General features: G+C 39.4%; 30 protein-coding genes. 25 read left to right on the top strand and 5 right to left on the bottom strand.

Annotated elements, in window-relative coordinates:
• The first annotated feature begins 4 nt into the window (after window positions 1–4).
• The 25 genes from rpsC to MP387_RS08110 all read left to right on the top strand — a co-directional run bounded on the left by rpsC (window position 5) and on the right by MP387_RS08110 (window position 13813).
• Window positions 5–658: a 30S ribosomal protein S3 gene (rpsC, locus tag MP387_RS08230; protein ID WP_000529936.1), complete on the top strand. Its 654-nt coding sequence runs from the start codon at window positions 5–7 to the stop codon at window positions 656–658.
• Window positions 659–661: 3 nt separating this feature from the next.
• The gene (gene rplP / locus MP387_RS08225) at window positions 662–1075 is read left to right on the top strand and encodes a 50S ribosomal protein L16 (protein WP_000960946.1); all 414 of its coding nucleotides are present in this window, start codon (window positions 662–664) and stop codon (window positions 1073–1075) included.
• A 9-nt stretch (window positions 1076–1084) separates the two neighbouring features.
• Window positions 1085–1291, top strand: a complete 207-nt coding sequence (gene rpmC, locus MP387_RS08220; protein WP_000772918.1) for a 50S ribosomal protein L29 — start codon at window positions 1085–1087, stop codon at window positions 1289–1291.
• A gap of 24 nt (window positions 1292–1315) precedes the next feature.
• Window positions 1316–1576: a 30S ribosomal protein S17 gene (gene rpsQ / locus MP387_RS08215; protein WP_000440801.1), complete on the top strand. Its 261-nt coding sequence runs from the start codon at window positions 1316–1318 to the stop codon at window positions 1574–1576.
• A gap of 25 nt (window positions 1577–1601) precedes the next feature.
• The gene (rplN, locus tag MP387_RS08210) at window positions 1602–1970 is read left to right on the top strand and encodes a 50S ribosomal protein L14 (protein ID WP_000616545.1); all 369 of its coding nucleotides are present in this window, start codon (window positions 1602–1604) and stop codon (window positions 1968–1970) included.
• 78 nt (window positions 1971–2048) lie between these two features.
• The gene (rplX, locus tag MP387_RS08205; protein WP_000497691.1) at window positions 2049–2354 is read left to right on the top strand and encodes a 50S ribosomal protein L24; all 306 of its coding nucleotides are present in this window, start codon (window positions 2049–2051) and stop codon (window positions 2352–2354) included.
• A gap of 23 nt (window positions 2355–2377) precedes the next feature.
• Window positions 2378–2920, top strand: coding sequence for a 50S ribosomal protein L5 (gene rplE / locus MP387_RS08200; RefSeq protein ID WP_000013542.1), 543 nt, complete (start codon window positions 2378–2380; stop codon window positions 2918–2920).
• Between the two features lie 17 nt (window positions 2921–2937).
• Complete coding sequence (locus MP387_RS08195) at window positions 2938–3123, top strand: type Z 30S ribosomal protein S14 (protein ID WP_001085697.1); 186 nt, start codon at window positions 2938–2940, stop codon at window positions 3121–3123.
• A gap of 284 nt (window positions 3124–3407) precedes the next feature.
• Window positions 3408–3806, top strand: a complete 399-nt coding sequence (rpsH, locus tag MP387_RS08190; RefSeq protein WP_000245504.1) for a 30S ribosomal protein S8 — start codon at window positions 3408–3410, stop codon at window positions 3804–3806.
• Between the two features lie 189 nt (window positions 3807–3995).
• On the top strand, window positions 3996–4532 hold the full coding sequence (rplF, locus tag MP387_RS08185; RefSeq protein ID WP_000086623.1) for a 50S ribosomal protein L6: 537 nt from the start codon (window positions 3996–3998) through the stop codon (window positions 4530–4532).
• Between the two features lie 83 nt (window positions 4533–4615).
• Entirely contained in the window at window positions 4616–4972 is a 357-nt protein-coding gene (gene rplR / locus MP387_RS08180) for a 50S ribosomal protein L18 (protein ID WP_004244055.1), read from the top strand.
• 17 nt (window positions 4973–4989) lie between these two features.
• Window positions 4990–5484 carry a 30S ribosomal protein S5 gene (gene rpsE, locus MP387_RS08175; protein ID WP_000874204.1) on the top strand — a complete coding sequence of 165 codons (495 nt, stop codon included), beginning with the start codon at window positions 4990–4992 and terminating at the stop codon, window positions 5482–5484.
• A 13-nt stretch (window positions 5485–5497) separates the two neighbouring features.
• Complete coding sequence (rpmD, locus tag MP387_RS08170; protein ID WP_000057241.1) at window positions 5498–5680, top strand: 50S ribosomal protein L30; 183 nt, start codon at window positions 5498–5500, stop codon at window positions 5678–5680.
• Between the two features lie 144 nt (window positions 5681–5824).
• Entirely contained in the window at window positions 5825–6265 is a 441-nt protein-coding gene (gene rplO, locus MP387_RS08165) for a 50S ribosomal protein L15 (protein ID WP_000766089.1), read from the top strand.
• 12 nt (window positions 6266–6277) lie between these two features.
• On the top strand, window positions 6278–7588 hold the full coding sequence (secY, locus tag MP387_RS08160) for a preprotein translocase subunit SecY (RefSeq protein WP_000465389.1): 1311 nt from the start codon (window positions 6278–6280) through the stop codon (window positions 7586–7588).
• 145 nt (window positions 7589–7733) lie between these two features.
• A complete protein-coding gene (locus tag MP387_RS08155) occupies window positions 7734–8372 on the top strand; it encodes an adenylate kinase (RefSeq protein ID WP_001050433.1) in 639 nt (212 codons plus the stop codon).
• Window positions 8373–8488: 116 nt separating this feature from the next.
• The gene (infA, locus tag MP387_RS08150) at window positions 8489–8707 is read left to right on the top strand and encodes a translation initiation factor IF-1 (RefSeq protein ID WP_001029883.1); all 219 of its coding nucleotides are present in this window, start codon (window positions 8489–8491) and stop codon (window positions 8705–8707) included.
• A gap of 24 nt (window positions 8708–8731) precedes the next feature.
• Window positions 8732–8848, top strand: coding sequence for a 50S ribosomal protein L36 (gene rpmJ, locus MP387_RS08145; RefSeq protein WP_001808836.1), 117 nt, complete (start codon window positions 8732–8734; stop codon window positions 8846–8848).
• A gap of 17 nt (window positions 8849–8865) precedes the next feature.
• On the top strand, window positions 8866–9231 hold the full coding sequence (rpsM, locus tag MP387_RS08140) for a 30S ribosomal protein S13 (protein ID WP_000090781.1): 366 nt from the start codon (window positions 8866–8868) through the stop codon (window positions 9229–9231).
• A gap of 17 nt (window positions 9232–9248) precedes the next feature.
• The gene (rpsK, locus tag MP387_RS08135; RefSeq protein WP_001118385.1) at window positions 9249–9632 is read left to right on the top strand and encodes a 30S ribosomal protein S11; all 384 of its coding nucleotides are present in this window, start codon (window positions 9249–9251) and stop codon (window positions 9630–9632) included.
• Between the two features lie 42 nt (window positions 9633–9674).
• Entirely contained in the window at window positions 9675–10610 is a 936-nt protein-coding gene (locus MP387_RS08130; RefSeq protein WP_000568993.1) for a DNA-directed RNA polymerase subunit alpha, read from the top strand.
• Between the two features lie 11 nt (window positions 10611–10621).
• Window positions 10622–11008: a 50S ribosomal protein L17 gene (gene rplQ / locus MP387_RS08125; protein ID WP_000331493.1), complete on the top strand. Its 387-nt coding sequence runs from the start codon at window positions 10622–10624 to the stop codon at window positions 11006–11008.
• A gap of 263 nt (window positions 11009–11271) precedes the next feature.
• Window positions 11272–11538 carry an ACT domain-containing protein gene (locus MP387_RS08120; protein WP_000644111.1) on the top strand — a complete coding sequence of 89 codons (267 nt, stop codon included), beginning with the start codon at window positions 11272–11274 and terminating at the stop codon, window positions 11536–11538.
• A gap of 9 nt (window positions 11539–11547) precedes the next feature.
• Window positions 11548–12885, top strand: coding sequence for a PFL family protein (locus MP387_RS08115; protein ID WP_242746242.1), 1338 nt, complete (start codon window positions 11548–11550; stop codon window positions 12883–12885).
• Window positions 12886–13120: 235 nt separating this feature from the next.
• A complete protein-coding gene (locus MP387_RS08110; protein ID WP_242746240.1) occupies window positions 13121–13813 on the top strand; it encodes a histidine phosphatase family protein in 693 nt (230 codons plus the stop codon).
• Window positions 13814–13917: 104 nt separating this feature from the next.
• Here the strand turns inward: MP387_RS08110 and MP387_RS08105 are convergent, their stop codons facing one another.
• The 5 genes from MP387_RS08105 to MP387_RS08085 form a co-directional block, all read right to left on the bottom strand.
• On the bottom strand, window positions 13918–15576 hold the full coding sequence (locus tag MP387_RS08105; RefSeq protein ID WP_242746237.1) for an ABC transporter permease: 1659 nt from the start codon (window positions 15574–15576) through the stop codon (window positions 13918–13920).
• Window positions 15566–16657 carry an ABC transporter ATP-binding protein gene (locus MP387_RS08100; RefSeq protein WP_242746234.1) on the bottom strand — a complete coding sequence of 364 codons (1092 nt, stop codon included), beginning with the start codon at window positions 16655–16657 and terminating at the stop codon, window positions 15566–15568. The genes MP387_RS08105 and MP387_RS08100 overlap by 11 nt, the downstream gene beginning before the upstream one ends.
• Window positions 16658–16669: 12 nt before the next feature.
• On the bottom strand, window positions 16670–17716 hold the full coding sequence (locus MP387_RS08095; RefSeq protein ID WP_045592949.1) for an ABC transporter substrate-binding protein: 1047 nt from the start codon (window positions 17714–17716) through the stop codon (window positions 16670–16672).
• A gap of 114 nt (window positions 17717–17830) precedes the next feature.
• Window positions 17831–18601: a response regulator transcription factor gene (locus MP387_RS08090; protein ID WP_242746231.1), complete on the bottom strand. Its 771-nt coding sequence runs from the start codon at window positions 18599–18601 to the stop codon at window positions 17831–17833.
• A complete protein-coding gene (locus MP387_RS08085; protein WP_242746228.1) occupies window positions 18594–20243 on the bottom strand; it encodes a sensor histidine kinase in 1650 nt (549 codons plus the stop codon). The genes MP387_RS08090 and MP387_RS08085 overlap by 8 nt, the downstream gene beginning before the upstream one ends.
• Window positions 20244–20319 lie beyond the last annotated feature (76 nt).

Below are 20319 nucleotides of genomic sequence, written 5' to 3'. Positions count from 1 at the left end.
CATCGTGGGTCAAAAAGTACATCCAATTGGTATGCGTGTCGGCATCATCCGTGATTGGGATGCCAAATGGTATGCTGAAAAAGAATACGCGGATTACCTTCATGAAGATCTTGCAATCCGTAAATTCGTTCAAAAAGAACTTGCTGACGCAGCAGTTTCAACTATCGAAATCGAACGCGCAGTAAACAAAGTTAACGTTTCACTTCACACTGCTAAACCAGGTATGGTTATCGGTAAAGGTGGTGCTAACGTTGATGCACTCCGTGCAAAACTTAACAAATTGACTGGAAAACAAGTACACATCAATATCATCGAAATCAAACAACCTGATTTGGATGCTCACCTTGTAGGTGAAGGAATTGCTCGTCAATTGGAGCAACGTGTTGCTTTCCGTCGTGCACAAAAACAAGCAATCCAACGTGCAATGCGTGCTGGAGCTAAAGGGATCAAAACTCAAGTATCAGGTCGTTTGAACGGTGCAGATATCGCCCGTGCTGAAGGATACTCTGAAGGAACTGTTCCACTTCACACACTTCGTGCAGATATCGATTACGCTTGGGAAGAAGCAGATACTACATACGGTAAACTTGGTGTTAAAGTATGGATCTACCGTGGTGAAGTTCTTCCAGCTCGTAAGAACACTAAAGGAGGTAAATAACCAATGTTAGTACCTAAACGTGTTAAACACCGTCGTGAATTCCGTGGAAAAATGCGCGGTGAAGCAAAAGGTGGAAAAGAAGTAGCATTCGGTGAATACGGTCTTCAAGCTACAACTAGCCACTGGATCACTAACCGCCAAATCGAAGCTGCTCGTATCGCCATGACTCGTTACATGAAACGTGGTGGTAAAGTTTGGATTAAAATCTTCCCACACAAATCATACACTGCTAAAGCTATCGGTGTGCGTATGGGATCTGGTAAAGGGGCACCTGAAGGTTGGGTAGCACCAGTTAAACGTGGTAAAGTGATGTTTGAAATCGCTGGTGTATCTGAAGAAATCGCTCGCGAAGCGCTTCGTCTTGCAAGCCACAAATTGCCAGTTAAATGTAAATTCGTAAAACGTGAAGCAGAATAAGGAGAAGGCATGAAACTTAATGAAGTAAAAGAATTTGTTAAAGAACTTCGTGGTCTTTCTCAAGAAGAACTCGCGAAGCGCGAAAACGAATTGAAAAAAGAATTGTTTGAACTTCGTTTCCAAGCTGCGACTGGTCAATTGGAACAAACAGCTCGCTTGAAAGAAGTTAAAAAACAAATCGCTCGTATCAAAACAGTTCAATCTGAAGCGAAATAATAGACTAGGGAAGGAGAAATTTCAATGGAACGCAATAATCGTAAAGTTCTTGTTGGACGTGTTGTATCTGACAAAATGGACAAGACAATCACAGTTGTAGTTGAAACAAAACGTAACCACCCAGTCTATGGTAAACGTATTAACTACTCTAAAAAATACAAAGCACATGATGAAAACAATGTTGCCAAAGAAGGCGATATCGTACGTATCATGGAAACTCGTCCGCTTTCAGCTACAAAACGTTTCCGTCTTGTAGAAGTTGTTGAAGAAGCGGTCATCATCTAATCAAACCTGAAAGGAGAAAACTGAAATGATTCAAACAGAAACTCGTTTGAAAGTCGCAGACAACAGCGGTGCGCGCGAAATCTTGACTATCAAAGTTCTTGGTGGTTCAGGACGTAAATTTGCAAACATCGGTGATGTTATCGTGGCATCTGTAAAACAAGCTACTCCTGGTGGTGCGGTTAAAAAAGGTGACGTTGTAAAAGCTGTTATCGTTCGTACTAAATCAGGTGCTCGTCGTGCTGATGGTTCATACATCAAATTTGACGAAAATGCAGCAGTTATCATCCGTGAAGACAAAACTCCTCGCGGAACACGTATCTTTGGCCCAGTTGCACGTGAATTGCGTGAAGGTGGCTTCATGAAGATCGTGTCACTTGCTCCAGAAGTACTTTAATATTAAAAAAACAAACTAGTCCCCTAGCTTCAAGCTAGGGTGCCCTTATGGGCGTAAGAAAAATCAAGGAGAAACCTAATGTTTGTAAAAAAAGGCGACAAAGTTCGCGTAATCGCTGGTAAAGATAAGGGAACAGAAGCTGTTGTCCTTACTGCCCTTCCAAAAGTAAACAAAGTTATCGTTGAAGGTGTTAACATCGTTAAGAAACACCAACGTCCAACTAACGAGCTTCCTCAAGGTGGTATCATCGAGAAAGAAGCAGCTATCCACGTATCAAACGTTCAAGTATTGGATAAAAATGGTGTAGCTGGTCGTGTTGGTTACAAATTTGTAGACGGTAAAAAAGTTCGCTACAACAAAAAATCAGGCGAAGTGCTTGATTAATCACGAAGGAAAGGAGAAGTATAATGGCAAATCGTTTAAAAGAAAAATATCTTAATGAAGTAGTTCCTGCTTTGACAGAACAATTCAACTACTCATCAGTGATGGCTGTGCCTAAAGTAGATAAGATCGTTTTGAACATGGGTGTTGGTGAAGCTGTATCAAACGCTAAAAGTCTTGAAAAAGCTGCTGAAGAATTGGCACTTATCTCAGGTCAAAAACCACTTATCACTAAAGCTAAAAAATCAATCGCCGGCTTCCGTCTTCGTGAAGGTGTAGCGATCGGTGCAAAAGTTACCCTTCGTGGTGAACGTATGTATGAATTCTTGGACAAATTGGTTTCAGTTTCACTTCCACGTGTGCGTGACTTCCACGGTGTTCCAACAAAATCATTTGATGGACGCGGAAACTACACTCTTGGTGTGAAAGAACAATTGATCTTCCCAGAAATTAACTTTGATGACGTTGACAAAACTCGTGGTCTTGACATCGTTATCGTAACAACTGCTAACACTGACGAAGAGTCACGTGCATTGCTTACAGGCCTTGGAATGCCTTTTGCAAAATAATATAGGAGGTAAATCTAATGGCTAAAAAATCAATGATTGCTAAGAACAAACGTCCAGCGAAGTTCTCTACTCAAGCTTATACTCGTTGTGAAAAATGTGGTCGTCCACATTCAGTTTACCGCAAATTTAAACTTTGCCGTGTTTGCTTCCGTGAATTAGCTTACAAAGGACAAATTCCTGGTGTAACAAAAGCATCTTGGTAATTTAAGATATCAAGGGCGTCAAAACTCCAGGTGAAAATAGGAAACTTGACGAAGAAACTGAAGTTTCTAGGAAAGTTTATCTTTTTCACGCAGAGTTTAGCCCGGGTTCAGTTGGGATTGCCAATTTGAACACGAGCTACAGCTTTGGCAAAAAAGACCAATTTGCTTTGGAGCATCGCTCCTGCATCAAATTGCCTATTTTTACTCTTGCTGTTACGCTCTTTGTATCATGTGTTAACTAGCAAGTGCAACTTGCAAACTACTAGTAAGAGGAGAAAAACAAAATGGTTATGACTGACCCAATCGCAGACTTCCTAACTCGTATTCGTAACGCTAACCAAGCGAAACACGAAGTACTTGAAGTACCTGCATCAAACATCAAAAAAGGGATTGCTGAAATCCTTAAACGCGAAGGTTTTGTTAAGAACGTAGAAATCATCGAAGATGACAAACAAGGCATCATCCGTGTATTCCTTAAGTACGGACCAAACGGTGAAAAAGTTATCACTAACTTGAAACGTGTTTCTAAACCAGGACTTCGTGTCTACAAAAAACGTGAAGATCTTCCAAAAGTTCTTAACGGACTTGGAATTGCTATCCTTTCAACTTCTGAAGGTTTGCTTACTGATAAAGAAGCTCGCCAAAAGAATGTTGGTGGTGAGGTTATCGCTTACGTTTGGTAATATTTAGCTCCCAATTTCTTTGCGACACGTCGTTATCGTCTCTTGCCTAACCCAAAGTTATGCCGGCGAGACGCTGCCTAGATTCACTTTGGAATTGAAACCTAAATGTTCCTTTAAATCGAGAAATCGATTTAAGCCCCCGTGAAAACTGGCCATTCTGGCCTGACAATTTAACAGGAGAAAATAAACATGTCACGTATTGGTAATAAAGTTATCGTGTTGCCTGCTGGTGTTGAAATCACTAACAATGACAACGTTGTAACTGTAAAAGGACCTAAAGGAGAGCTTACTCGTGAGTTCTCAAAAGATATTGAAATTCGTGTGGAAGGTACTGAAGTAACTCTTCACCGTCCAAACGATTCAAAAGAAATGAAAACAATCCATGGAACTACTCGTGCCCTTTTGAACAACATGGTAATTGGTGTATCAGAAGGATTCAAGAAAGAACTTGAAATGCGTGGGGTTGGTTACCGTGCACAACTTCAAGGTAAAAAACTTGTTTTGGCTGTTGGTAAATCTCATCCAGACGAAGTTGAAGCTCCAGAAGGAATTACTTTTGAACTTCCAAACCCAACAACAATCGTTGTTAGCGGAATTTCAAAAGAAGTAGTTGGTCAAACAGCTGCTTACGTACGTAGCCTTCGTTCACCAGAACCATATAAAGGTAAAGGTATCCGTTACGTTGGTGAATTCGTTCGCCGTAAAGAAGGTAAAACAGGTAAATAATGTTGAGTGGTTGATTTTCAACCACCAACCTATTTTCCAACTTAGTGCATAGCACATGATTTAAAACTAAAGAGGTGAAAACTGTGATTTCTAAACCAGATAAAAACAAACTCCGCCAAAAACGCCACCGTCGCGTTCGCGGAAAACTCTCTGGAACTGCTGATCGCCCACGTTTGAACGTATTCCGTTCTAATACAGGCATCTACGCTCAAGTGATTGATGACGTAGCGGGTGTAACGCTCGCAAGTGCTTCAACTCTTGACAAAGAAGTTTCAAAAGGAACTAAAACTGAACAAGCCGTTACTGTCGGTAAACTCGTTGCAGAACGTGCAAACGCTAAAGGTATTTCAGAAGTGGTGTTCGACCGCGGTGGATATCTATATCACGGACGTGTGAAAGCTTTGGCTGATGCAGCTCGTGAAAACGGATTGAAATTCTAATAGGAGGACACTAGAAAATGGCATTTAAAGACAATGCAGTTGAATTAGAAGAACGCGTAGTTGCTGTCAACCGTGTTACAAAAGTTGTTAAAGGTGGACGTCGTCTTCGTTTCGCAGCTCTTGTTGTTGTTGGTGACCACAACGGTCGCGTAGGATTTGGTACTGGTAAAGCTCAAGAAGTTCCAGAAGCAATCCGCAAAGCAGTAGAAGATGCTAAGAAAAACTTGATTGAGGTTCCTATGGTTGGAACAACAATCCCACACGAAGTTCTTTCAGAATTCGGTGGAGCTAAAGTATTGTTGAAACCTGCTGTAGAAGGTTCTGGAGTTGCCGCTGGTGGTGCAGTTCGTGCCGTTGTGGAATTGGCAGGTGTGGCAGATATTACATCTAAATCACTTGGCTCTAACACTCCAATCAACATTGTTCGCGCAACTGTTGAAGGTTTGAAACAATTGAAACGCGCTGAAGAAGTTGCTGCCCTTCGTGGTATTTCAGTTTCTGATTTGGCATAAGAAAGGGGATAAAATGGCTCAAATTAAAATTACTTTGACTAAGTCTCCAATCGGACGCATTCCATCACAACGTAAAACTGTTGTAGCACTTGGACTTGGCAAATTGAACAGCTCTGTTATCAAAGAAGACAACGCTGCTATTCGTGGTATGATCACTGCAGTATCTCACTTGGTAACAGTTGAAGAAGTAAACTAATGAATTTTTAGGGGATGTGGCAATACTCATCCCCTAAAACTAGGTATAGTCATCTAAGATGACAATGTATAGGCGAGTTGATAAGGGAGACAACCTTTTCTCTCTTATCGGCGCTAGCATTTTACAAAAGAGGAGAAAATAATAATGAAACTTCATGAATTGAAACCTGCAGAAGGTTCTCGTAAAGTACGTAACCGTGTTGGTCGTGGTACTTCATCAGGTAACGGTAAAACATCTGGTCGCGGTCAAAAAGGTCAAAAAGCTCGTAGCGGTGGCGGAGTTCGCCTTGGTTTTGAAGGTGGACAAACTCCATTGTTCCGTCGTCTTCCAAAACGTGGATTCACTAACATCAACGCTAAAGAATACGCAATTGTAAACCTTGACCAATTGAACGTCTTTGAAGACGGTGCAGAAGTAACTCCAGTTGTACTTATCGAAGCAGGAATTGTGAAAGCTGAAAAATCAGGAGTTAAAATTCTTGGTAACGGTGAGTTGACTAAGAAATTGACTGTGAAAGCAGCTAAATTCTCTAAATCAGCTGAGGAAGCTATCACTGCTAAAGGTGGTTCTGTAGAAGTCATCTAAGAGAGGTGACCCATGTTTTTTAAATTACTAAAAGAAGCGCTCAAGGTTAAACAAGTTCGATCAAAAATTCTCTTTACGATTTTTATCATTCTTGTTTTCCGTATTGGGACAAGTATCACTGTTCCAGGTGTGAATGCAAAAAGTTTGGAAGCTCTCAGTGGTTTATCTTTCTTGAACATGCTTAGTCTTGTTTCAGGGAATGCCATGAAGAACTTCTCCGTTTTTGCACTCGGAGTAAGTCCGTATATCACTGCTTCAATCGTTGTTCAATTGCTACAAATGGATATTTTACCGAAGTTTGTAGAATGGGGCAAACAAGGGGAAGTAGGACGGAGAAAACTAAATCAGGCTACCCGTTATATTGCACTTGTACTTGCATTTGTTCAATCTATCGGGATTACAGCAGGATTTAATACTCTATCTGGAGCGAAATTATTAACGACAGCTTTAACTCCACAAGTTTTTGTTACTATTGGTATTATCCTCACAGCAGGTAGTATGATTGTAACTTGGCTCGGGGAACAAATTACAGATAAGGGATACGGAAATGGTGTTTCTATGATTATCTTTGCAGGTATTGTTGCTTCAATTCCTGAGATGATTAAGGGTATCTATGTTGACTACTTCGTCAATATTCCAAGTAGCCGTTTGACTTCATCTATTATCTTTGTCGTTATTTTGACTATCGCTGTCTTGTTGATTGTTTACTTTACAACCTATGTTCAACAGGCAGAATATAAAATTCCAATCCAATATACAAAAGTTGCTCAAGGAGCCCCATCAAGCTCATACCTTCCTTTGAAGGTGAACCCAGCGGGGGTTATCCCAGTTATCTTTGCAAGTTCCATTACAGCAGCACCTGCAGCCATTCTTCAATTTCTGAGTGCTACAGGTCATGATTGGGCTTGGGTACGTACAGCACAGGAAATGTTATCTACAACATCTCCGACAGGTGTTGCTATGTATGCCTTGTTAATCATTCTCTTTACATTCTTCTATACATTTGTACAGATCAATCCAGAGAAAGCAGCAGAAAACTTACAAAAGAGTGGAGCCTACATTCATGGTGTCCGTCCTGGTAAGGGAACTGAAGAATTCATGTCGAAACTTCTTCGTCGCCTTGCGACTGTCGGATCGATCTTCCTAGGTGTGATTTCAATCTTGCCGATTGTGGCAAAAGATGTCTTTGGTCTTTCAGAAGCTGTTGCTTTTGGGGGAACTAGTCTTTTGATCATTATCTCAACAGGTATTGAAGGAATCAAACAGCTAGAAGGTTACCTATTGAAACGTAAGTATGTTGGTTTCATGGATAAAACAGAATAAAAGCAAAATTACTTTTGCTTAGAGAGTGGAGTATGAAGATCTATCTATCAGAAAGATTTTCGTCTCCCCTCTTCTATTTTGTTTTTAAATAGGGGTTGAAACAAATTTCTACTTCTATTTAAATACAAAATAAGGAGATCCTATCATGAATCTTTTGATTATGGGCTTACCTGGAGCAGGTAAGGGAACGCAAGCAGCTAAAATTGTGGAGCAATTCCACGTGGCACACATTTCAACTGGAGATATGTTCCGTGCTGCTATGGCAAATCAAACTGAAATGGGTGTACTTGCGAAGTCATATATTGACAAAGGTGAGTTGGTTCCAGATGAAGTTACAAATGGAATCGTTAAAGAACGCCTTTCACAGGACGACATCAAGGAAACAGGTTTCTTGTTGGATGGTTACCCACGTACGATTGAACAAGCCCATGCCTTGGACAAAACATTGGCGGAACTTGGTATCGAACTAGAAGGCGTGATCAATATCGAAGTGAATCCAGATTGTCTCTTGGAACGTTTGAGTGGTCGTATCATCCACCGCGAAACAGGTGAAACCTTCCATAAAGTTTTCAACCCACCAGTTGACTATAAAGAGGAAGATTACTACCAACGTGAAGATGATAAACCTGAGACAGTGAAGCGTCGTTTGGATGTGAATATCGCCCAAGGTGAACCAATCATTGCTCACTACCGTGCCAAAGGTTTGGTCCACGATATCGAAGGAAATCAAGATATCAATGATGTGTTCAAAGACATCGAAAAAGTATTGACAAATTTGAAATAAAGCGTTTTTCATACTTGCAAAAAATCGCTACAAATGTTATACTGAGATAGTCTGACTTATAATTGTTGTCTCTGTTTTCAGAGGCATCGAATCGAAATTTATGGAGGTGCTTTTGCGTGGCAAAAGACGATGTGATTGAAGTTGAAGGCAAAGTAGTCGATACAATGCCTAACGCAATGTTTACGGTTGAACTTGAAAATGGACATCAGATTTTAGCAACAGTTTCTGGTAAAATTCGTAAAAACTATATTCGTATTTTAGCGGGAGATCGTGTTACTGTCGAGATGAGTCCATATGACTTGACACGTGGACGTATCACTTACCGCTTTAAATAATCGAAAAACTTGGAGGGATAAGAAATGAAAGTAAGACCATCGGTCAAACCAATTTGCGAATACTGTAAAGTAATTCGTCGTAATGGTCGTGTTATGGTAATTTGCCCAGCAAATCCAAAACACAAACAACGTCAAGGATAAGATAGAAAGGAGAAAACATGGCTCGTATTGCTGGAGTTGACATTCCAAATGACAAACGCGTAGTAATCTCATTGACTTATGTTTATGGTATCGGACTTGCAACATCTAAGAAAATTTTGGCTGCTGCTGGAATCTCAGAAGATGTTCGTGTACGTGACCTTACATCAGACCAAGAAGATGCTATCCGTCGTGAAGTGGATGCAATCAAAGTTGAAGGTGACCTTCGTCGTGAAGTAAACTTGAACATCAAACGTTTGATGGAAATCGGTTCATACCGTGGTATTCGTCACCGTCGTGGACTTCCTGTCCGTGGACAAAACACTAAAAACAACGCTCGCACTCGTAAAGGTAAAGCTGTTGCGATTGCTGGTAAGAAAAAATAATATAGGAGGTAAAAGTCTTGGCTAAACCAACACGTAAACGTCGTGTGAAAAAGAATATCGAATCTGGTATTGCTCATATTCACGCTACATTTAATAACACTATTGTTATGATTACTGATGTGCATGGTAATGCAATTGCTTGGTCATCAGCTGGTGCTCTTGGTTTCAAAGGTTCTCGTAAATCTACACCATTCGCTGCTCAAATGGCTTCTGAAGCTGCTGCTAAATCTGCACAAGAACACGGTCTTAAATCAGTTGAAGTTACTGTAAAAGGTCCAGGTTCTGGTCGTGAGTCAGCTATTCGTGCGCTTGCTGCCGCTGGTCTTGAAGTAACAGCAATTCGTGATGTGACTCCAGTGCCACACAATGGTGCTCGTCCTCCAAAACGTCGCCGTGTATAATCATCGCATTACACTGCTTTTCGTTTAAGAGGGAGTAACTAAATGATTGAGTTTGAAAAACCAAATATAACAAAAATTGATGAAAATAAAGATTATGGCAAGTTTGTAATCGAACCACTTGAACGTGGCTACGGTACAACTCTTGGTAACTCTCTTCGTCGTGTACTACTAGCTTCTCTACCAGGAGCAGCAGTGACATCTATCAACATTGAAGGTGTCTTGCATGAGTTTGACACAGTTCCAGGTGTTCGTGAAGACGTGATGCAAATCATTCTGAACATTAAAGGGATTGCAGTGAAATCATACGTTGAAGACGAAAAAATCATTGAACTTGACGTTGAAGGTCCTGCTGAAATTACAGCTGGAGACATTTTGACTGATAGTGATATTGAAATTGTAAATCCAGATCATTATCTCTTTACAATCGGTGAAGGTTCTTCTCTAAAAGCGACAATGACTGTTAACAGTGGTCGTGGATATGTACCTGCTGATGAAAACAAAAAAGATAATGCACCAGTTGGAACACTTGCTGTAGATTCTATTTATACACCAGTTACAAAAGTCAACTATCAAGTAGAGCCTGCTCGTGTAGGTAGCAATGATGGATTTGACAAATTAACCCTTGAAATCTTGACTAATGGAACAATTATTCCAGAAGATGCTTTAGGGCTTTCAGCACGTATCTTGACAGAACATCTTGATTTGTTTACAAATCTTACTGAGATTGCTAAGTCAACTGAAGTGATGAAAGAAGCTGATACTGAATCTGACGATCGTATTTTGGATCGTACGATTGAGGAACTGGACTTGTCTGTGCGTTCATACAACTGTTTGAAACGTGCCGGTATCAATACTGTGCATGATTTGACAGAAAAATCTGAAGCAGAGATGATGAAAGTACGAAATCTTGGACGCAAGAGTTTGGAAGAAGTGAAACTCAAACTCATTGACTTGGGTCTTGGATTAAAAGATAAATAAAGGAGGAATACATGGCTTACCGTAAACTAGGACGCACTAGCTCACAACGTAAAGCAATGCTTCGCGATTTGACAACTGACCTTTTGATCAACGAATCAATCGTTACAACTGAAGCTCGTGCTAAAGAAATCCGTAAAACTGTTGAAAAAATGATTACTCTAGGTAAACGTGGTGATTTGCATGCACGTCGTCAAGCAGCTGCTTTCGTACGTAATGAAATCGCATCTGAAAACTATGATGAAGCAACTGATAAGTACACTTCAACTACAGCACTTCAAAAATTGTTCTCAGAAATCGCACCTCGTTATGCTGAACGTAACGGTGGATACACTCGTATCCTTAAAACTGAACCACGTCGTGGTGATGCTGCGCCAATGGCGATCATCGAATTAGTATAAAATCATCAATTTTGTTGAGTGTTATGATGATGGAGTCTTGTGCTCTTAGTCTAGCTCTGGTCTACCGCTGGGACTTCGGTCCTAGCGGGAACACTCATCATCATTTGATAGGGTAGACGCTTGTTTACGAAATTGTTTTTTTCTTAAGAACAATTTCGTAAGCAGGCGTTTTTTAGTATTATCTATGGAAATATGCTATACTAGGAAAAAAGAAAATCAAAAACGTTCAGGTTTTCTAAAAATCGTAGAAATGGGGTATAAGAATGAAGGCTATTATTACAGTGGTTGGTAAGGACAAGGCTGGGATCGTTGCAGGCGTGTCTACTAAGATTGCAGAGTTGGGTTTGAATATTGACGATATTTCTCAGACGGTGTTGGATGAATACTTTACTATGATGGCGGTCGTTTCTAGTGACGAAAAACAGGATTTCACTTATCTGCGAAATGAGTTTGAAACTTTCGGTCAGACCTTGAATGTCAAAATCAATATTCAAAGTGCGGCGATTTTTGACGCTATGTATAATATCTAGGAGCTTATCATGGATATTAGACAAGTTACAGAAACCATTGCCATGATCGAGGAGCAGAACTTCGATATCAGAACCATCACCATGGGGATTTCCCTTTTGGACTGTATTGATCCAGATATCAATCGTGCTGCTGAAAAGATTTACCAAAAAATCACCACTAAAGCTGCAAATCTAGTGGCTGTAGGAGATGAAATTGCTGCAGAACTTGGGATTCCTATTGTTAATAAACGGGTATCGGTGACTCCGATTTCATTGATTGGTGCTGCGACTGATGCGACAGACTATCTTGTTTTGGCAAAGGCACTTGACAAGGCTGCCAAGGAGATTGGTGTTGACTTTATCGGTGGATTCTCTGCCTTGGTACAAAAAGGCTACCAAAAAGGAGATGAAATTCTCATCAATTCTATCCCGCGCGCTCTAGCTGAGACAGACAAGGTTTGTTCGTCTGTTAACATTGGCTCGACCAAGTCAGGTATCAACATGACTGCGGTCGCTGATATGGGACGTATCATCAAGGAAACAGCTGCGATGTCAGATATGGGTGCGGCCAAGTTGGTCGTATTTGCTAATGCTGTTGAGGACAATCCTTTTATGGCAGGGGCTTTCCATGGTGTTGGCGAAGCAGATGTTATCATCAATGTCGGGGTTTCGGGTCCTGGTGTGGTCAAGCGTGCCTTGGAAAAGGTTCGTGGAGAGAGCTTTGATGTAGTAGCGGAAACAGTCAAGAAAACAGCATTCAAGATTACTCGTATCGGTCAGCTGGTTGGACAAATGGCGAGTGAACGCCTTGGTGTTGACTTTGGAATTGTCGACCTAAGCTTGGCACCTACTCCTGCAGTTGGTGATTCTGTGGCTCGTGTCCTTGAGGAAATGGGCCTAGAAACAGTTGGTACGCATGGGACAACGGCTGCCCTCGCTCTTTTGAATGACCAAGTTAAGAAGGGCGGAGTGATGGCTTGTAACCAAGTCGGTGGCTTGTCAGGTGCTTTTATCCCCGTTTCTGAAGATGAGGGGATGATTGCTGCGGTGCAAGATGGCTCTCTGAATTTAGAGAAACTAGAAGCCATGACTGCTATCTGTTCAGTTGGACTGGATATGATTGCCATTCCGGAAGATACGCCTGCTGAAACCATTGCAGCTATGATTGCGGATGAGTCGGCAATCGGTGTTATTAACATGAAAACGACAGCTGTTCGTATTATTCCAAAGGGCAAAGAAGGCGATATGATTGAGTTTGGTGGCTTGCTAGGGACAGCTCCAGTGATGAAAGTCAACGGGGCTTCGTCTGTTGATTTCATCTCTCGCGGTGGGCAAATCCCAGCTCCAATCCATAGTTTTAAAAATTGAGAAAAAGTGAGATGATTTAAGTTGTTTTTAAGGATGGATGTGTATACTATAATCATTAAATGAAGACCTCCTAACTTTGTTTAATAGAAATCCTAAACTTTTTCATAATAATCTCCTAGGGAAGCTACCATGAGGGTAGCTTTTCTTTTGGATAATTTACAAATGTTGGCTTTGCTTTTGAAAGCCGAATATTTCTTTGATCCATGATATAATAGAAGAAAATGGAGGATAGAAAATGTCTAAAGTAAGATTGTATTTGGTCCGTCATGGGAAAACGATGTTTAACACCATTGGACGTGCTCAAGGATGGAGTGATACACCTCTGACTGCAGAAGGTGAGTTGGGAATCCATGAACTGGGAATTGGCTTGAGAGAGTCTGGCTTGCAGTTTGACCGCGCTTATTCCAGTGATTCAGGTCGCACTATTCAAACCATGGGAATTATCCTAGAAGAACTTGGACTACAGGGGAAAATCCCTTACCGCATGGACAAGCGCATCAGAGAGTGGTGCTTTGGTAGTTTTGATGGGGCCTATGATGGGGACCTCTTTATGGGATTGATTCCGAGAATTTTCAATGTAGACCATGTTCATCAGTTGTCCTATGCAGAACTAGCAGAAGGTTTGGTAGAGGTTGATACTGCAGGCTGGGCTGAAGGTTGGGAAAAACTCAGTGGTCGAATCAAGGAAGGCTTTGAAGCGATTGCTAAAGAAATGGAAGAACAAGGTGGGGGTAATGCCCTCGTTGTGAGCCATGGAATGACGATTGGTACCATTGTTTATCTGATCAATGGCATGCATCCGCATGGTCTGGATAATGGTAGCGTGACGATTCTTGAATATGAGGACGGTCAGTTTAGCGTAGAAGTTGTTGGTGACCGTAGCTATCGAGAGCTCGGACGTGAGAAGATGGAAGAGCCCTCTATTTAGTCAAAATAGAACTGCTTGCCATAAACTAGAGATTTGGTAACCATATAAACATAAGAAAAAAACAGCCGAGGGATATCCTTTTGGCTGTTTTTGATAGGGGAAAACTAGAGGGTAATGCTATTGTTTTTAGAAATTTTCATAAATAGTAATAATGAAGTAACTGTCAAGACAGTGAGGATAGTTGACAAAGCAGCTGCCACACCATAATTTCCACGAAGTACTTCAGTGTAGATAGCTACAGTCATTGTTCTAGTCTTAACATTGTATAAGAGAATTGAAGTAGAAAGTTCTGAAATCATTGTTACCCATGATAGGATTGCACCTGAGATGATACCTGAAAGCATCATTGGGGTGGTGATTTTAGTAAAGGTATTAAGACGACTACTTCCTAAACTTTCTGCAGCTTCTTCAATGCTCGGAGAAATCTGTTGCAAGCTAGCTACTGAAGATCGAATAGTATATGGGAGTCTTCTAACAGATAAGGACATGATTAGGATAAAGGCTGTTCCTGTAATCATAAGGAAGCCACTTCCGAAGATTCCTGTATTGAATGAAGAGATAAATGCAATACCGAGAACAGTTCCTGGTACGATATAAGGTACCATACTAAGACTATCGATTAAATTCGTAAATAGGTTACGTTTACGAACAGCAAGGTATGAGATGAAGGTTGCAAATAAAACAACGAGAATCAAGGCAAGTAGAGGGATGCGAATGGTATTGAAAATAGCAGACCCCATACGGTTGAAGGCTGTTTTATAGCTATTTAATGAGTATCCATTAACAAATACCATACCTGATGTTTTAAGGAAGGATGTATAAATCAAGTAAACTTGAGGTAAGACAGAGAATAAAATAATACCATAAACAGTTACATAAATAGCAGCCATCTTTCCTTTTGTCGTTTTCTTAGGTTCGATTGGATGAAGCGAGTTCATACTGAAGCTGAAACGATTTGAAATATACTTTTGGACGAGGAAGATAGCAAGGGCGATTGTAATGGCCATGATTGCTAAGGCAGATGCGAAAGCCGAGTTGCCTCCAACTTCACTGATAAACTGAGTATAGATTAATACTGGGAAAGTACGATATCCCTCACCAATCAGCATCGGAGTACCGAAGTCTGAGAAAGCTCTCATAAACACTAGGAGCGCTGCTGCTAGTAAAGTTGGGACTAGAAGAGGTAAAACGACTGTTACAATTCGTTTAAAGCCGAAAGATCCCATGCTTTCAGCAGCTTCCAAGAGGGAGTTGTCAATACTCTTCATGGTTCCAGCTACGTAAAGGAAAACGAGTGGGAAAAGTTGGAGTGTAAAGACAAGTACAATACCTTTAAAACCATAGATATCAAAAGCAGGCAAATGGAGTGTGTTGGTTAGAAATTTTGTAATAACTCCGTTTCTACCAAGAAGTAGAATCCAAGAATAGGCACCCACAAAGGGAGCTGACATGGATGCGATGATAATCAAGATTTGCAAAAATTTCTTTCCCTTGAAGTCATACATTGAAAATAGATAAGCTAGCAAGGTACCAACAACGACAGAAGTAATTGTTGCAGTTACAGAAACTTTAAAACTATTAATGAGTGTCTCAGAATAATAAGATTTACTAAAGAATGTAACAAAATTTTCTAAAGAGAAGCTACCTTCGTGTACCAGTGCTTGCTTTAATACAGTCACAATTGGGTAGACCAAGAAAACCAAGTAGGTAAGGAAGATGAAGAAGGAAGATGCAGTCCAGATGTTTAGTTTTTTACGCTCCATGGCTGACTCCTTTTATGAGATTACGCGAACCGTCTTCAGAGAAGACATTGAGTTTTTGAGCATTGATTCTCAAACGAACATAATCTCCTTTTTCTAAATCCTCTTCGAATGTTGATTCTTCACTTACTTGAAGTTTTGGAGCAAATCCAGTTTCAATGAAGTATTCAGTGTTAAGCCCAAGGTAAACACTGTCGGTGATTGTTCCATTGATTGGACCATTTTCATCACGGATGAATTCTTCAGGGCGAATGCTGACACGGATGTTTTGTTCCTTGACTTGGTCAAGAGCTGGCATACGAAGAGAATAACCATCTTCAAAGACTATGTAAGATCCATCAGCTTGTTTTTCTAAACGAGCAGGAATTATGTTTGTTCTACCAATAAAGGTGGCGACAAATTCATTCGCTGGTTTGTGGTAAAGTTCTTTTGGACGACCAATTTGTTGAATAACACCATCTTTCATAACGGCAATTTGGTCAGAAATAGCCATGGCTTCTTCTTGGTCATGAGTTACGTAGACAGTTGTAATACCAACTTCGTGTTGGATTTCTCGAATAGCTTGACGCATATCTAAGCGAAGTTTTGCATCTAGGTTACTGAGGGGTTCATCCATGAGGAGAACGTTAGGATTAACAGCTAAGGCACGTGCTAAGGCAACCCGTTGTTGCTGACCACCACTAAGTTTATCTGGTCTACGATCAGCGTATTGGGAGATCTGCATTAACTCAAGGTATTTGTTAGTTTGTTTTATGAGCTCCTCTTTTGGAACTTTTTTCTGCTTGAGTCCAAACGCTACGTTATCACGCACTGTCAAATGTGGGAAAATCGCATAGTTTTGGAATACCATTCCGATGTTACGCTTGCTAGGTTCCATGTTATTAATTTTGGTATCATCGAAGTAGAATTCTCCTCCTTCGATGCTGTTGAACCCAGCAATCATACGAAGCAAAGTTGTTTTCCCACATCCTGAAGGCCCAAGGAGAGTGAAAAGGCTCCCCTTAGGAATTGTAACATTTAAATTTTCGATAACGGGCACATCATTGTAAATTTTCTTAGCATTAATAATTTTAATCTCGCTCATAGTCAACCCCTATTACTGTTTAGATTGGATATCTGTAAAGATTTCGTTGTATTTCTTAACAATTTCTGATTTGTTTTTGATGACATAGTCATAATCTTCAGTTAGTGTTTTAATTTGTTCAATTGGTTTCATGTTTTCGCTAGTTTTAGCATTTTTACGAACTGGACGGTTAGTAGTTGTTGTACCAAGGGTATCTTGAACTTCTTGAGAAATGATAAAATCGATAAATTTCTTAGCGTTTTCTTTATTTTTCGCGTTTTTAATAATGGCAGCACTTGCTGGTAAGAAGACAGTTCCTTCTTTTGGATAAACAACTTTAATGTTGGCACCATCGTTTAGAAGTTTAACTGCAGGATCTTCATATGAAAGACCAACAGCCATTTCTCCATCTGCCACTGCTTTATAAACACCAGATGAACTTGAACCGATTTTACCATTAATTAATGTGAAGAGATCTTTTACATAAGTCCAAGCCTTGTCATCTGTATAGCCCCCCTCAGCTTGTAACATGTTTGTTAGTTGAGCAAAAGCACTAGAAGAGTTAGCAGGGTCAGCTGTTGCAATTTTTCCTTTGAGCTCAGGTTTGATAAGATCGCTATATCCTTCAATATTCATACCCTTAGTCAAGTCAGGATTTACAATCAATACACTACCGTCTAATGTGTAAGGAGTTGAGTAACCGGTTGTATTTTGATATTCTTTGATTACATTTTCGTTTTCTGGAGAAACGTAATTTTCAAAGAGTTCTCCGTGAGTGGCATATTGAGTATAGGAACCACCAAATATGACATCTGCTACAGGTGCTTCTTTTTCAGACTCTAGCTTTTTAAAGAGCTCACCAGTTCCTGCTTGAATGAGTTCAACTTTAATACCATATTTTTCTTCAAAAGCAGGAATTGTTGCACCAATTAAACCTTCTGAGTTTGGTGAATAGACTACAAGAGTGTCGCTTCCACCATTTTCGGTTGCCTTATCTCCTGAAGTGTCGTCAGAAGAGCAGGCAGTCAGCCCTAGAATAGCAAGTCCACAAGCAGCAAAATACATCCATTTCTTTTTCATGATGGATACCTCCAAAGTTTTTGTTATATCTATTGTAAAAGAATGTAAGCGTTTTTAAAACTCAAAATTCTATCCTAATAGTGGAAAATTCTCTACAAAAAAGAAGAATAATTTCTATACTATTCTTCCAATGTTTTTTAACTCTTTTGGAGAGATATGAAAGTATTTCTTAAAAACTTTCCCGAAATACTTATAGTCTGAGAACCCCACTTGTTCAGCAATTTGGCTAAGTGGATAGTCAGGATGTTGAATTATTTTTTCAACCGCTTGTTTTAATCTATACTGTAGGATATATTCATTCAAGGTAATTGGAAAATTTTCTTTGATAACTTTATATAGATAACTTTCGCTATAGCCTAAATTTTCTGCAATGGTAGAAATAGTAAAGTGTTCGGAGTAGTGTTGGTGTATAAATTCGAGAATTTGTTGAATCAGTTGGTTTTGAGGATTGATTTTTTGAAGAGAGGCGACAAAAATCTGATAATCTTGTAAAAATGGCTTGTTTTGATGTTGATCCATTTGAAGACGAAGAATTATTTTCTCTAGACATTCTGTTAATTCTATAATATTTATGGGTTTTGATAGAAAATCTACAGCTCCAAATTGCATAGCTTTTTTTGCATTTTGGAAATCATCATAGCCAGATAGGATTACTTTTTCATAGGAAATAGACTGTGTGGCTTCAAACATCATGAAGGCATCCATGATAGGCATAGTGATATCTGTCAGTACAATATGTGGTTTTAGTTTTTGAATTAGTTCCATTCCTTCTTGTCCATGACTAGCGGTTCCTACGACTTGAATACCTAAGGTAGAGTAGTCTACAGCAATCTCAAGCCATTTTCGAATTAAGTGCTCGTCTTCGACAATGATTAGCTTAAACATGTGTTCTTCCTTTCGTGACAAATTTAACAAATGTTTCACCTTTAGGGTTTACTCCTAAATCCAATTCGACATTATCAAAGAAGTTATTCAATCGTTTGTAACTATTGACAATACCGTGTTGAGTATGTGGACTGTTCAGGGATTCTAGGATATGTAGGCGTTCTTGTTTAGTTAAACCACCGGCATTATCCATAATGATAAAGGTTAGCTCTTCCTGATTTTGAGTGATTTTGATAGAGATGGAAAGATCTATACGATACTGCCTTCCGTATTTTAGAGCATTTTCTACAAGAGGTAATAGGAAAAGTTTTGGAATGGCTTGGAAATACAGATTTTTAGAACAGTCAATTTGGTAAGAAAATTGTTCAAAGCGAATTTGGTGAATTTTTAGATAAGCTTCGATAATTTCTAAGTCCTTCCCAAGAGTCGTTTCTTTCTCTAATTCAGTTACACTATATCGCAGGATACGTGTGAGATTTTGAATAAGGTCTTGAGTAATACTAGCATCAATCATACTCGTGATTTTAATGGTTTCCAAGGTATTGTATAGGAAGTGAGGATTAAACTGAGCTTCTAGCATTTTTCTTTCAAAAACCCATTTTTCCTTTTCAATGGTCAACATCTTTTGATGAAGCTCATCTAACTCCTGTAGCATATTGTTAATTTTCTCAGCTATCAGTTCAAATTCATCCCCCGTATGGAGCCTGAGTTTCTTTTCTTTTTTCTTAGGAATCGCATGTAATTGAAAGACTAAACTTTCAATAGGATCAGCATTATGAGTTGCGATTTTATGGGCGATTCTCCTAGCCTGCCAAAAATATAATAGAAAGATACAAAGTGTTAGTATGGAAGCAAGGCTAAGTAAACTAGGAATAGGAAAGAATGATTGGAAAGTGTAAATTGAAAAAATTGAATCAACTTTATATTTTTTGATCAATAGTGGATTTTCAATGAACCAATGTGTTTTTGAACGGAGCGATTTCTCATCAAATTTTTCCAGAGTTGATTGTGTAAATTGATTAGTATTACTAGAGTATATATTACCAAAGGTATCTGTGATGACGTATTTTGAATTAATTAAAGGGATACTTGATACGAAGTCATTCTCATTAACAAAAGAAATACTGTAAGCTATTGCTCGTTGATTTTGAATTATGGGCATAATAAAGACAGCATAATGCTGCTTATCCATAGATAGAGCAACTTTCTCTGAAATGGACCCTTGGGTAGTATTTTGAATTAATAATTTTAAATAATAGGGAGCTAAAAGAGTTTCTTTATGATTGCGATTAGTGCTAAATAAAAGTTCGCCAGTATCATCGAGAATGACAAAATCAGAACTGAGTTTTAGTTGAGCTTTAGTTTCATAAAATAGACTAAACAATTCTCTGTCAGTGTGTTTACCTTCTATAAATTCTGGAACCATCTTTTTATTCATAGTTTCCAACAATTCATAATTCGCTTGTTTCATGTCATGAACATGTTGAGCAATTTGTTGAGTATCTTTAGCTAGTTGTTGTTTTTGTAAAAAATAGGAAAACCCAAAAAGAAAAATTAGTAATAAAAGAGAGGATATAAAAGCTGCTATAGAACTTCTATGGAGAATTTCTTTTTGAAGAGATCTTTTAAAGGAATGAGACATCCGTTACCTCCTTTGGAAGGGGTTTCTGTTATAAGTATAGCAGTTTAAAAATTCTAGAGCAAGGTAAAATAGAAAA

Source organism: Streptococcus oralis, assembly GCF_022749195.1.
GTDB classification, from domain to species: domain Bacteria; phylum Bacillota; class Bacilli; order Lactobacillales; family Streptococcaceae; genus Streptococcus; species Streptococcus oralis_CI.
Note: the sequence above shows the minus strand (reverse complement) of the source record. Positions and strands in the feature narration are given on the sequence as shown.

Excerpts from the sequence above, each read along its gene's own strand:
- MP387_RS08195 (WP_001085697.1), top strand. The coding sequence starts at position 2,938 with ATGGCTAAAAAATCAATGATTGCTAAGAACAAACGTCCAGCGAAGTTC.
- rplN (WP_000616545.1), top strand. The coding sequence starts at position 1,602 with ATGATTCAAACAGAAACTCGTTTGAAAGTCGCAGACAACAGCGGTGCG.
- rplP (WP_000960946.1), top strand. The coding sequence starts at position 662 with ATGTTAGTACCTAAACGTGTTAAACACCGTCGTGAATTCCGTGGAAAA.
- MP387_RS08155 (WP_001050433.1), top strand. The coding sequence starts at position 7,734 with ATGAATCTTTTGATTATGGGCTTACCTGGAGCAGGTAAGGGAACGCAA.
- rplE (WP_000013542.1), top strand. The coding sequence starts at position 2,378 with ATGGCAAATCGTTTAAAAGAAAAATATCTTAATGAAGTAGTTCCTGCT.
- MP387_RS08115 (WP_242746242.1), top strand. The coding sequence starts at position 11,548 with ATGGATATTAGACAAGTTACAGAAACCATTGCCATGATCGAGGAGCAG.
- rplO (WP_000766089.1), top strand. The coding sequence starts at position 5,825 with ATGAAACTTCATGAATTGAAACCTGCAGAAGGTTCTCGTAAAGTACGT.
- rplF (WP_000086623.1), top strand. The coding sequence starts at position 3,996 with ATGTCACGTATTGGTAATAAAGTTATCGTGTTGCCTGCTGGTGTTGAA.
- MP387_RS08105 (WP_242746237.1), bottom strand. The coding sequence starts at position 15,576 with ATGGAGCGTAAAAAACTAAACATCTGGACTGCATCTTCCTTCTTCATC.
- MP387_RS08090 (WP_242746231.1), bottom strand. The coding sequence starts at position 18,601 with ATGTTTAAGCTAATCATTGTCGAAGACGAGCACTTAATTCGAAAATGG.
- MP387_RS08085 (WP_242746228.1), bottom strand. The coding sequence starts at position 20,243 with ATGTCTCATTCCTTTAAAAGATCTCTTCAAAAAGAAATTCTCCATAGA.
- rpsM (WP_000090781.1), top strand. The coding sequence starts at position 8,866 with ATGGCTCGTATTGCTGGAGTTGACATTCCAAATGACAAACGCGTAGTA.
- rpsE (WP_000874204.1), top strand. The coding sequence starts at position 4,990 with ATGGCATTTAAAGACAATGCAGTTGAATTAGAAGAACGCGTAGTTGCT.
- MP387_RS08110 (WP_242746240.1), top strand. The coding sequence starts at position 13,121 with ATGTCTAAAGTAAGATTGTATTTGGTCCGTCATGGGAAAACGATGTTT.
- MP387_RS08100 (WP_242746234.1), bottom strand. The coding sequence starts at position 16,657 with ATGAGCGAGATTAAAATTATTAATGCTAAGAAAATTTACAATGATGTG.
- rpsQ (WP_000440801.1), top strand. The coding sequence starts at position 1,316 with ATGGAACGCAATAATCGTAAAGTTCTTGTTGGACGTGTTGTATCTGAC.
- rpsH (WP_000245504.1), top strand. The coding sequence starts at position 3,408 with ATGGTTATGACTGACCCAATCGCAGACTTCCTAACTCGTATTCGTAAC.
- rpmC (WP_000772918.1), top strand. The coding sequence starts at position 1,085 with ATGAAACTTAATGAAGTAAAAGAATTTGTTAAAGAACTTCGTGGTCTT.
- rpmJ (WP_001808836.1), top strand. The coding sequence starts at position 8,732 with ATGAAAGTAAGACCATCGGTCAAACCAATTTGCGAATACTGTAAAGTA.
- secY (WP_000465389.1), top strand. The coding sequence starts at position 6,278 with ATGTTTTTTAAATTACTAAAAGAAGCGCTCAAGGTTAAACAAGTTCGA.
- MP387_RS08120 (WP_000644111.1), top strand. The coding sequence starts at position 11,272 with ATGAAGGCTATTATTACAGTGGTTGGTAAGGACAAGGCTGGGATCGTT.
- rplX (WP_000497691.1), top strand. The coding sequence starts at position 2,049 with ATGTTTGTAAAAAAAGGCGACAAAGTTCGCGTAATCGCTGGTAAAGAT.
- MP387_RS08095 (WP_045592949.1), bottom strand. The coding sequence starts at position 17,716 with ATGAAAAAGAAATGGATGTATTTTGCTGCTTGTGGACTTGCTATTCTA.
- MP387_RS08130 (WP_000568993.1), top strand. The coding sequence starts at position 9,675 with ATGATTGAGTTTGAAAAACCAAATATAACAAAAATTGATGAAAATAAA.
- rplQ (WP_000331493.1), top strand. The coding sequence starts at position 10,622 with ATGGCTTACCGTAAACTAGGACGCACTAGCTCACAACGTAAAGCAATG.
- rpmD (WP_000057241.1), top strand. The coding sequence starts at position 5,498 with ATGGCTCAAATTAAAATTACTTTGACTAAGTCTCCAATCGGACGCATT.